The organism is Nostoc sp. MG11 (assembly GCF_014904695.1).
In the GTDB taxonomy this organism is placed as follows: Bacteria; Cyanobacteriota; Cyanobacteriia; order Cyanobacteriales; family Nostocaceae; genus Komarekiella.
Map to the genome: position 1 here is coordinate 1 of NZ_JACXXN010000088.1, position 9,688 is coordinate 9,688.

Annotated in this window: 10 protein-coding genes; 3 read left to right on the forward strand and 7 right to left on the reverse strand. The window is 37.2% G+C overall.

Features of this window, described 5'->3' with window-relative positions:
* Positions 1–417: 417 nt before the first annotated feature.
* The 3 genes from HCR01_RS35745 to HCR01_RS39595 all read right to left on the reverse strand — a co-directional run bounded on the left by HCR01_RS35745 (position 418) and on the right by HCR01_RS39595 (position 1,150).
* On the reverse strand, positions 418–693 hold the full coding sequence (locus HCR01_RS35745) for a TM2 domain-containing protein (protein ID WP_193200644.1): 276 nt from the start codon (positions 691–693) through the stop codon (positions 418–420).
* Between the two features lie 177 nt (positions 694–870).
* Positions 871–1,002 (reverse strand): transposase family protein, encoded by a 132-nt coding sequence (locus HCR01_RS39590; protein ID WP_226890017.1) that lies wholly within the window; start codon positions 1,000–1,002, stop codon positions 871–873.
* A 10-nt stretch (positions 1,003–1,012) separates the two neighbouring features.
* Complete coding sequence (locus HCR01_RS39595; RefSeq protein ID WP_264299988.1) at positions 1,013–1,150, reverse strand: helix-turn-helix domain-containing protein; 138 nt, start codon at positions 1,148–1,150, stop codon at positions 1,013–1,015.
* Positions 1,151–1,441: 291 nt separating this feature from the next.
* Between HCR01_RS39595 and HCR01_RS35755 the strand changes: the two genes are divergently transcribed.
* Positions 1,442–1,597 (forward strand): pentapeptide repeat-containing protein, encoded by a 156-nt coding sequence (locus HCR01_RS35755; protein ID WP_193200645.1) that lies wholly within the window; start codon positions 1,442–1,444, stop codon positions 1,595–1,597.
* 119 nt (positions 1,598–1,716) lie between these two features.
* On the opposite strand, the gene HCR01_RS35760 is transcribed toward HCR01_RS35755, so the two are convergent.
* A complete protein-coding gene (locus tag HCR01_RS35760) occupies positions 1,717–2,127 on the reverse strand; it encodes a response regulator (RefSeq protein ID WP_193200646.1) in 411 nt (136 codons plus the stop codon).
* Between the two features lie 992 nt (positions 2,128–3,119).
* Here HCR01_RS35760 and HCR01_RS35765 point away from each other — a divergent pair.
* A complete protein-coding gene (locus HCR01_RS35765) occupies positions 3,120–3,584 on the forward strand; it encodes a hypothetical protein (RefSeq protein WP_193200647.1) in 465 nt (154 codons plus the stop codon).
* A 1,052-nt stretch (positions 3,585–4,636) separates the two neighbouring features.
* Here the strand turns inward: HCR01_RS35765 and HCR01_RS35770 are convergent.
* The gene (locus HCR01_RS35770; protein ID WP_193200648.1) at positions 4,637–4,888 is read right to left on the reverse strand and encodes a hypothetical protein; all 252 of its coding nucleotides are present in this window, start codon (positions 4,886–4,888) and stop codon (positions 4,637–4,639) included.
* Between the two features lie 96 nt (positions 4,889–4,984).
* Positions 4,985–5,695 carry a hypothetical protein gene (locus tag HCR01_RS39600; protein WP_226890019.1) on the reverse strand — a complete coding sequence of 237 codons (711 nt, stop codon included), beginning with the start codon at positions 5,693–5,695 and terminating at the stop codon, positions 4,985–4,987.
* A 50-nt stretch (positions 5,696–5,745) separates the two neighbouring features.
* Here HCR01_RS39600 and HCR01_RS35780 point away from each other — a divergent pair, with 50 nt between their 5' ends.
* Positions 5,746–6,357 (forward strand): tyrosine-type recombinase/integrase, encoded by a 612-nt coding sequence (locus tag HCR01_RS35780; RefSeq protein WP_193200649.1) that lies wholly within the window; start codon positions 5,746–5,748, stop codon positions 6,355–6,357.
* Here HCR01_RS35780 and HCR01_RS35785 read toward each other — a convergent pair.
* Positions 6,354–9,332: a Tn3 family transposase gene (locus HCR01_RS35785; RefSeq protein ID WP_193200650.1), complete on the reverse strand. Its 2,979-nt coding sequence runs from the start codon at positions 9,330–9,332 to the stop codon at positions 6,354–6,356. The genes HCR01_RS35780 and HCR01_RS35785 overlap by 4 nt on opposite strands.
* Positions 9,333–9,688 lie beyond the last annotated feature (356 nt).

The window sequence follows — 9,688 nt, forward strand, 5'->3', positions numbered from 1 at the left end:
AACTGCAATTTACACAAGTTCCTAAATCTTTCAAACCTAGAATTGGCAAGGCTTTTCAGGCTCTATTTCCGCTATTGCAGGGATCTCGGCTCTATGCCGTTAATAAATGATTGATGAAATTGTCTTAATTCTAAAATACTTATCTTGGCTCGCTACTCTCCTTCTGCTTAGAGATATATTGTGTATTGGTTGTGAGAATTGATTGGCATATCTAACAAGATTTCAGATTATGTCTAAGGAGAGAGGAATTATTACTAATAGTTCAAATTGTTTGGAAATGAATTATCAAATTAAGTACAAGATTTTTATGGTTTTTCAAGAAGTAGCAGGTGATTTAAAACTCGCTTTAGTTTGATAAAATATATAATAATATGAATGAAGTTTTAAATGGATAAAATCTATATTTTTAACAAGCTTTTAGAACCAACTGCGTTTATTAATCAAGTAGATATCTACAAATTGATGATGAGATTTATTGAAATAGATCATGCCTTCTAATAAACCTACAATTTGCATAATTAATAGGGTCAAGCCATAAGTGAAGTAACTCCCAACTAAAGAAGCCATTAACATGATAAAGCCTTCGTAGGTATATCCTAGAATAAACTTGTGAAATCCAAAACCTCCAAAGATAATGGCACAGTATCCAGCTAGAAGTTGTTTTGTATGATTACTAATATTAAGATTTGTCATTTGAGTGCTACTCCTTAAGGCTGTTATACAAAATCAAGGTTTTTCTTAAAATAAAAGGTAGTAAATATATTGGTCAAAATCCGAGCGATATTCTCGGAATAAAGTTATATCGCTTTTTGTCCTCGGTTGTCCAGCTACAACACCAACGATATAACTGCCATTAGGCAAGATAATCATTTAGCTTTTAAATGTATGATTACTCTTCTTGCCTGAAAAATATTTTTCTTGTTCATCATTATCTCCAGGTCTTTCTCTGACTTGTTCGTAGCTATCTACTATTAATTCATATTCTGTGAGTACTTCTTTCACTATTTCATAGTCAGAAGCGTTTTTTTACTTGTTCAAGTAAGCTGGATGGGAGCAATTCTCGCAAGTTAGGCAACCAATAGTTAAACGTATCATTGGCTGTAGACTCACTTACTCCAAACTGGATACCTAAAAGTTGAAATGTCGTCATATGCCTGAGATAGATCAAGGTTAAAATTATTTGTTCTTTGATAGATAATTTTGGTTTACGACCTCCTCCACCAGCAATAATTCTAACTTTCTTAGATTCTCATAAAGCTTGTTTTTCATGATATAATCGTTCCGCATTTTGGATTAATTGTTGTAACTGTTCATATTCCAGATCTATTAACCTCTGTGTTTCTTTAGGATTCTCTTCAATGTGATTCAGTATATCACTCATATTTTTGTGTCAAAAAACTTCTTATGATGTTCTTTTACCACAAAATATACTATTTTGGAGATGTCTAATCTATCACAAGCTAACTTGTTATTCGCTAATCTATCACAAACCAATCTATCACAAGCTAACTTGTTATTCGCTAATCTTTTGCAAGCCAACCTTGAGGGAGCCAATCTTCACAAAACCATGATGCTTGATGGCAGAGTTCATCCTTGATTTAAGAAGGTTGCCCCAACGAAAAAGTTTTGTGCTGTTAAGAGAAGAAGCGATTTTTTAAAGTTAATCTGTATGACTAACGACTAACTGTTAATTAAGAATCATAAATTGTGTAATTGCTATGGTAAAAAAGCCTTCACAAGGTAGACTAAACTATTGAGTGAGCGCGATTTAACAAAGTAAACGTTAGCGCCTAAATTCATTGCCTCTAAAACTTGGTCTTTATCTTCTGAGTTGTTCATAATCACTACTGGTATATGTATTAATAGGGGATGTTGTTTAATCCACTTGAGTAACTCAAAATCTGATAAAACGGTTAAATTTAAATCTATTAGTATTACAACTGGTAGAAAACAGCGCCAATTGTGAGTATTAGAAAGTTTTTCTTCAAGATAGTGTACAGCTTGGATTCTGGAGTTCATTATTAAGACACAAACCTGGTCTAAAAATGCCCGCTCAAGCATATGCTTAATTAAAATTTGTGTAGGAACGTCAGACACTAGTAGAATAGTGGGTTCAGCTTTATTCATAAACTGAGTAAAGAGATTGCCCGCTAAATTTATTTGTAAACATTTGAATAATTTTCCTATTCATTACCAATAAAAAAGCTAGCCTTACATGCTTTAAAAAACTAGCTTTACAAAACTTAATTATCCTGTTCCCATTTTGTCAGTTGATATTTAATAAATCAATATGGGTGAATTAATTATTTAGACATAAAGAATAAGATTGTATCTTTACACCTGACTATTTCAATTCCATTTATATATATGTTTAATTAAACAAAGATGTAATTATTTTTACCTCAGTCTAGTTCCTCCTCTCTCAAATGCTAGATGAACCATGTAATATGTTGGGTAAAATGAATTTATCAAACAGAATTCAGGAGTTAGAATTCAGTTGGGTGTTCTGTACGACTGGCGGATAGCGTAGCGGTAGCGAGTCCGCGTTCGCGCAGCGTCTCGTAGAGAGCGTCTGAATAATAGGCGTTTTTGCACCCCCACTAAATTGAAAATTTAGTGGTCTTCAATCAGTCGCGGGTCTGAATCCCCGACTGATAGCGAAGCGTTAGCGAGTCCGCGAGCGTCTTGATTCTGACAAATGTATTCTGACGAATATATTCTTCTTCAAACTTTCAATACTCTTAATCTTAACTACAAATAATCTATGTGTTAGTCGCAGAATTCAGATTTTATTGGAGTGATTTGGTGTATGAATCAACGGATTCAAATCTCCCAAGAAATTGAAATTTTGCTGGTTTTGAATCAGCGAAAAGTCAGAGATGAGGTTTACTCCAATTTGTAAGCGAGGTTTACTCCAATTTGTAAGCAACGCCGGAGCATCACTTGTTAATTTTAGTGAGGGAATTGAACCCGCTACCAAGATTGCAGGTTTTAATTCTGAATTCTAAATTATGACTTATTCAATCATGAATATTTTTGGTTATTAGTAATCAAGTAACCATATTTTAGCTTGTTTCTTTTTCAAGTAACTTCTTAAATTGTTTTATCAAGGAGTATAAATGGAACCAAACGCAGATGAGCTACCATCTATTAGTAGCTTACTTTTGCCTAAAATTTACCAGGAACTGCAATACAGCCTAATTCAAGGATGGCAGTGTTTTAATGAAAGTGAAAACTCCAAATTATTAAATGAGTTTTTTGAATTTCTTTTAAATGCTGGGTTTGACGAAAGTCTATATAGAAAAAATATTCCTAACCCAGCATATGATCATGCAGCTAAATTAATAGGTAAACCTTTTCTAGAAACTGCTAGAAAGTTTGAAATTCAATTTAATGAAATTTTTCCTGGGAGCTTTTCTACCTCAAAAGAAGTTCAAGCAGGAGATTTTGAACTTCGACTATTTCAGTTAAAAGCTTTTTATCGGAATAGACCTTTATGCCTATTTTTACTTAGATTTCCTCATTTTCATGAAAAATTTGGCTTTCCACTAGCACCAGAATTAAAAATTCTGGAGTTGTACTAACTATACGTATGTATTGAGTTTGTGCTTTTTTATTGGTTGACTGCTACGCTTGCCACCTATTCTAATTTTTCAATCACACAAGCATTCTCCTCTAAGAGACACTTGGCAGTCAGGCATTTAATGATCATCTGAGAAACTAGGTCATCTCAGATTTTTATGGGTAGTCCAATCTGGAATCTCCCACTAATAATTTCTCTAGTTGAACCAAGTATTTGGTTTAGTTGCACTTTTAAGCTCGCAGCTTCTAACTTTCATTGTTAAGATTTGATTATTTTCTTCTGGAATTAGTAAGATGGATTTATGTAAGATATGTAAGATTTAGGTTAGAAAAAATATTCACTTTAAGAAAATGTAAAGCTAGCGAAAATATCCTCTTATTAAATGTTAAATTTGAAAGGTTGATAGACCACTTGGGGTAGACAATTACAAAAATAATTTCTCCCGCAACAGGTGATTTAATGAGTTGCTGCCGCTGTTATACAAAAGTTGAAACACGAGGAAAAGGATTTACGCAGGGTACTATCAACTATAAAGCAAATAACAGCTTAGTAACTCATCCTATAGGGGGATAAAGTAGAAAAATCAGGCCAGCGCTAGGGTCTACTGGCAGAAATATCAACCAACTGCTGATTGAGGTTTGGTGGGTTTTTCAATTACTGCTCATCTATCGTTCGGTTCTGGTGTTCGTGTATCGCTGTTTCCCACTTAACCAAGTTAATAACCTGTTGAGTAGGTAGCAGTTGTTTAAGACCGCTTTTCTTTGGATATTTCTCAGCGAAGTATACTTTCTGAGGCTTTTGTACTGTTTTGAAGGGACACTCTTAAAAAAAGAGTGCCCCTTCCAGTTGTATCTCCTTGTATCGAAAAGCAATTCAGTTCGACTTTGCTAAAGGCGAATGGCACGTTTGATAAGCGCAAATCTTTGACTGAATTCTCGTTGCTACTCCCTCAATAAACTCAACCCAGCCGGAATTTTGGTTGATAGTATTGAGATATAAACCCACAGCAGATCATAAGCCCCTGTTCGGTTTTTGATGATACCGTGCTAACCTCTAAACTTCTCTATTAAGTTCTTCTAGCCATTTGGTAATCCGCTTTCTTTGCAATTGGTGGACTTTCACACTTGCTACTTTCAATGCAAGACGTGGAAAAATCTCTCTTAAATCAGCAAGCATGTCCGCAGAGTTACAAGCCTCCAAGCAGTCTGTAATATAGGTAATCGAATCTAAACACAACCATTCAAAAGTTGCCTCTAACTCACAGATATTGATCCCTCTGGATTTTAGTGAATCTGGTTGCAGCATCTATCTTAATTCAAGCTACATAATCAGAACAGACTACTCCATTCAATTCAATTATGGATAATTGCTCACACCCAGCGCAACAAAAAGCCTAATAATTCAGCTCATCCACTCAGTCCATTGTGGAGCAGCTAACACCAGTCGAGTAAACAACTGGGATTCCCTCTGTTCAAATTCAAGCATCACCCCCCACCTTTCATCACTCGTCAGTGTACTGAGTAATTCTTTAACCTGATCCGCTCCACACTCTACTCTCTGAGCTACTAACTGAGCATAATATTTAACTCGCTTCCACCAAGAATCACTGAGGCTTTCCTCTTGGGCCACACCCCCCCGATTATTACCACCATCTTCATAATTGGGGGGTGTGGACGGGGCTTGGCTAGTCGGTGCAATTCCATACTGAGTCTGCATCCTAGCTGCATAAACTGCATTTCGTTCCTGCTGCTCCTGACGCTGTTTTTCCCTTTCCTCGCGCTGCCGTTGGCGGTACTCCAGTACCTTTCGGGCAAACGCAACATCATCAGTATTCAGACGATAGTACCGAATCCGTTGACCATCCTCCGAGGGACGCCGCGATTCTGTAGACAATCCAAGTTGCGTGAGATACTGCCCCAAAATCCACATGGCAGATTCATCAGGAGGGATGGTCAGATTCAGGATACCCTTGACGTGTGGTGCATTGCGTTTAGGCGTAAATAGAAGGTTCGTGCAACCAGGGGCAACCTTGTAAAATTCTGTAAAAATTACCCTTTTTTTAGCCTTAATTGATAAGAAATACAAATGATAACTTTGCCTAGTTCGTCTCATTTTAGGCAAAGTATAATGAAGATACATATGCAAGCATGAGGAATTGACCCATGCTATCTATTTCAGTCCAACTTCCATTTTCGGCAAAGATATTTTCTCCTCCACCAAAAAAAGCATCTATCAGGGAAAGAGAATATCTGCTCACATCAGAAGTCCAAGCCCTGATTCGTGCAGCTAAAAAAATCGGTCGTCATCCTGTTAGAGATGGAGCGATCATATTATTAATGTTTCGTCACGGGCTTAGAACAGCCGAATTAGTGGCTCTGAAATGGTCGCAAATAGATTTAGTAGGAGGTTATATAGAGATACATCGTGTAAAACATGGACATGACAGCATTCATCCGTTGCGTTCGCCCGAATTAAGAGCTTTACGTCAAATATATAGAGATTATCCTGATACAAACTATGTTTTCGTATCCGAACGCAAAGCTCCTTTATCAACTCGTTTGATTCGCCATATTATAGCTAGAGCTGGAAAATTAGCTCAAATTCCCTTTGAGGTTCATCCACATCAACTGCGTCATGCTTGTGGCTACTATTTAGCAGCCCAAGGTCACGATACCAGAGCAATTCAAGATTACTTAGGACACAAGAATATACACCACACAATACGCTATACCCAAATGTCAAATCACAGATTTGAGAACTTCTGGAGGGATTAAGCGACTGCTTGTTGCGTTAAATCAGCAATTCTTTCTTTGAGATCCAGCTTAAATGTACCATAAGGGTTGACATGACTGAAAATCAAAGGAGTAATTGCCCTTTTATCGGTTTCTGTTAGCTTTTCCTGCCAATGCTTCTGTTCTAGAACACTCTGAATCATCAAAGTATTCACATAGACCAAACATATCTGCAATAGATGCAAAGATAGCACTGATAACTCTTGACTCTCCAGGCGATTTGAAGCAAATTCGCCACCTTTGCCATAAAAAATCAAATCATTAACCCCATTCCATCGTTCTACTACATTCAATCCTTCATTAACTTCCCGTCGTACTTCCGACTCGTCAAGATACTGACACAAGAAAATTGTTTTAATTGCTCGTCCTAATTCGAGTAAAGCCAGATAAGTAGGATGTTTGAAAGGATTTTTGCTAAAACGTTTTAAAATAGCTTCAGTTTCTGTCGTTCCCAACTTTAAAGCAGTAGTATACTTCACCATTTGGTCATATTGTTGGCGAATCAAATCCCAATTAATCGGACGAGTCAGAATAGCCTGTAGATTAGGGTAAGCATCGGATTGTCCAGTATAAGGACGATATAACTTCTGTACCTTAATCCGCTTCAATCTGGGCATTAACTGAAATCCTAACAGGTGCGTAAAAGCAAACGCCACCTCACTTTGACCGTGACTATCCACATAGTTTTTCTGCACATCCATATTGGTACAGTGACGTAACACTCCTTCAATCATGGCTGCAACTTCACTACTAGAGCAAGTTTTGAGTTGGGAATAGATACAGGACGACTTCTTCTCGACGTGCCAATAAATCATCACTCCCCGACCACCATAACGCAAATGATACTGGGTCATAAGGTTCTGATCCCATGCTCCAAAATGCTTGCTATCACTGGCACAGGTAGTAGTTCCTTCACCCCAGATGTGTGGTAAACGAATCTCGAAAATGGCATTAATAACATCCGCAATGGCACTGCGTAACTGCTTTTTATGGATATAACGACGACGTACATAGAGTAAATCCTGATAGTTTTCACCATTTATGCCCGTATTAATTCTCTTTAATCCTGTATTTGTTCCCAGGCCGTAAAGACAGAGCAATAATCGTTTTTGTAGTGTTTCTTTATCAAGAATTTCTCTTGTCCCCATACTTTTAAAGTTCTGGATAAAATCTACTCTTAAATCCGTCTCCTTGAGAATGTCTAAAAGACTGGCTTGATGCCAAATTCGATTAATTTCCCCCTTGAGTTGTTTAAGATTGATGGGTTCAGGTGCAGGGTCAAAAGGGCTAAGTCTAATTAAACTTTGACCTTTTTTACCGATAATAGCAACATCTTGGTTTCTGGGCATCCCCTGATCTAGTTTCTCTAACCCTTGTGTCATTTGTTGTTGTAAGTTTGAGATAAAGGTTTCTACATCTTCAGGAAGTGTTAAAGCCTGATAGTAAATCTGACGATTTTGGTCAAAATCAGTTGGTAAATCATAATCTGGATTACCATAACGAGAAGCTCCTACTACCCAGATTTCCTTACAACTGAGTCTTTCTCTAAGAGCTTGTAAAACGCTAATTTCGTAGTTGATACGGTTGATACGTTCTTTTCCGTCAGAGTCGGTTTCTAGGAGAATTTCTTTCCAACCGCTTTTGAGGACTCCATCAATTGGGATCTCTTCCCCTGCATCATAATATCGAGCTTTACTTGAGGTGTATTTTTTGAGTAACTCTAATGCTTGAATTACCGGACGATGAATATCATTATTGGAGGAAAAATCTAGGACTTCTAAAAGTTGAGGAATCATCCGGCGGTAGTGACTGGCAAAGGATAAACGCATTATGGTGTGGACTCTTTGGCGATAAGCTGTACCAGTTGCTTTATACTCAGCCACCAAATCTTTGAGGGTTTTTTGTGATACTACAGGATATATCACTTTTTCAATTACTCCCGAAGGTTCAGCTACAGCTACTTCAGCAATGCGAAATAAGAGATTGGTTTTTCCTGTTACTTCTTTAAAGTCCGAGATTAATTCTTTGTTGATGCGCCTTTCAGCACTTCTACCAATGCGTTGAATGATTGACATTAGTAACTCGATTAGATTATCGGTAATCTCTTGAGAGCGTCGGAGACAAAAAGCTGCCATCAGAGTGTAGCGAATGGCAGGTGGATGTTGTCGTAAAAGGTAAGGAGTTTCTGTTGCAGCCCGATGACAGTATGTTTTAATCAGTTTTGGTGATATTCTTTCAAATAAGTCAGGAGGTAAACCAACTGTACGAATACGTTTTAGTTTTTCGATTTCGGTTAAGAAACTTCCTAATCCAACTGGTCCTGGATCTGTTTTGAGAAAGGCAAACTCGGAAGTTTTTAGTTTCAAAGTATCTGGTTTTTCAGCTTCATTATCTGATTCTTCTGTGGTTAGGAGAATGTCAATTTGAGAAATAGTTTCTTCTGATAGTCTAGAAAAACTATGATGACAGAAGTTGCTTTCATATTGACTTATGGCACTACGAATTAAACGTTCAACTTGTTTGCATGTTGGTGGTTCAATTTGTAATAAGCGAAATCTTTGATATATTTGTTCTTCGAGTGGTTCAAATCTTTGTCCGTTGGGTAAAATGCAAGCAATTAACCAATCTGATATCTCGTCAGAATCAGACATTGTAGCTGTCCGAAAGCCAAACAAATCTCGAATTTCGGCACGATGATTTTTGATGGAACGCCCTTGCCAATTGTAATGAGAATACAATGATGGGTCTGCTTCTAGTTGTGATGCTATGTATGTAATTACAGTTTCTGGTATTTCTGCTTCTGAGTCGGGAAAACGAGCCATTATTTGAAAATATTTCAGTAAAATGGCAAAACCAATCTGTCCTGCACCAACTTTCTTCAAAACCAGTTCTAATTCTTGGGGAACAAGAGTCCAATTTTCTACAAGTTCTTCTGTACTTTGAGGTGGTTTAACCATTCATTATCTTCTCCGTTCAGGAAATACCAGTTGCTCCCAAAGCATAAATGAATCTGTCGTTATAATGTCCCAATTCTTTCTACGCAGACTTTAAGTATTTTGTCAAATGCAATCAAAAATATATATTAAGTTTACTTATAGTAAAGGGGGAAAAACTGGGGTCAATCATTAGAAATGGATAATGGCTGAACCTCTCACTGGGCAAAGATTTCAATGACTGGTTGCCCCTGGTTGCACGAACCTTCTATTTACGCCTTATCGAATGGCACTAAGAAAAGCGGAAACGCTTACCAATTAAGCAGTTTGCAATTGTTTACGTAATTCATGCCGGGGTTTGGTCATCAAGGGGTAAATTT

Excerpts from the sequence above, each read along its gene's own strand:
- HCR01_RS35745 (WP_193200644.1), bottom strand. The coding sequence starts at position 693 with ATGACAAATCTTAATATTAGTAATCATACAAAACAACTTCTAGCTGGA.
- HCR01_RS39595 (WP_264299988.1), bottom strand. The coding sequence starts at position 1,150 with ATGACGACATTTCAACTTTTAGGTATCCAGTTTGGAGTAAGTGAGTCT.
- HCR01_RS35755 (WP_193200645.1), top strand. The coding sequence starts at position 1,442 with ATGTCTAATCTATCACAAGCTAACTTGTTATTCGCTAATCTATCACAA.
- HCR01_RS35760 (WP_193200646.1), bottom strand. The coding sequence starts at position 2,127 with ATGAATAAAGCTGAACCCACTATTCTACTAGTGTCTGACGTTCCTACA.
- HCR01_RS35765 (WP_193200647.1), top strand. The coding sequence starts at position 3,120 with ATGGAACCAAACGCAGATGAGCTACCATCTATTAGTAGCTTACTTTTG.
- HCR01_RS35770 (WP_193200648.1), bottom strand. The coding sequence starts at position 4,888 with ATGCTGCAACCAGATTCACTAAAATCCAGAGGGATCAATATCTGTGAG.
- HCR01_RS39600 (WP_226890019.1), bottom strand. The coding sequence starts at position 5,695 with ATGAGACGAACTAGGCAAAGTTATCATTTGTATTTCTTATCAATTAAG.
- HCR01_RS35780 (WP_193200649.1), top strand. The coding sequence starts at position 5,746 with ATGCTATCTATTTCAGTCCAACTTCCATTTTCGGCAAAGATATTTTCT.
- HCR01_RS35785 (WP_193200650.1), bottom strand. The coding sequence starts at position 9,332 with ATGGTTAAACCACCTCAAAGTACAGAAGAACTTGTAGAAAATTGGACT.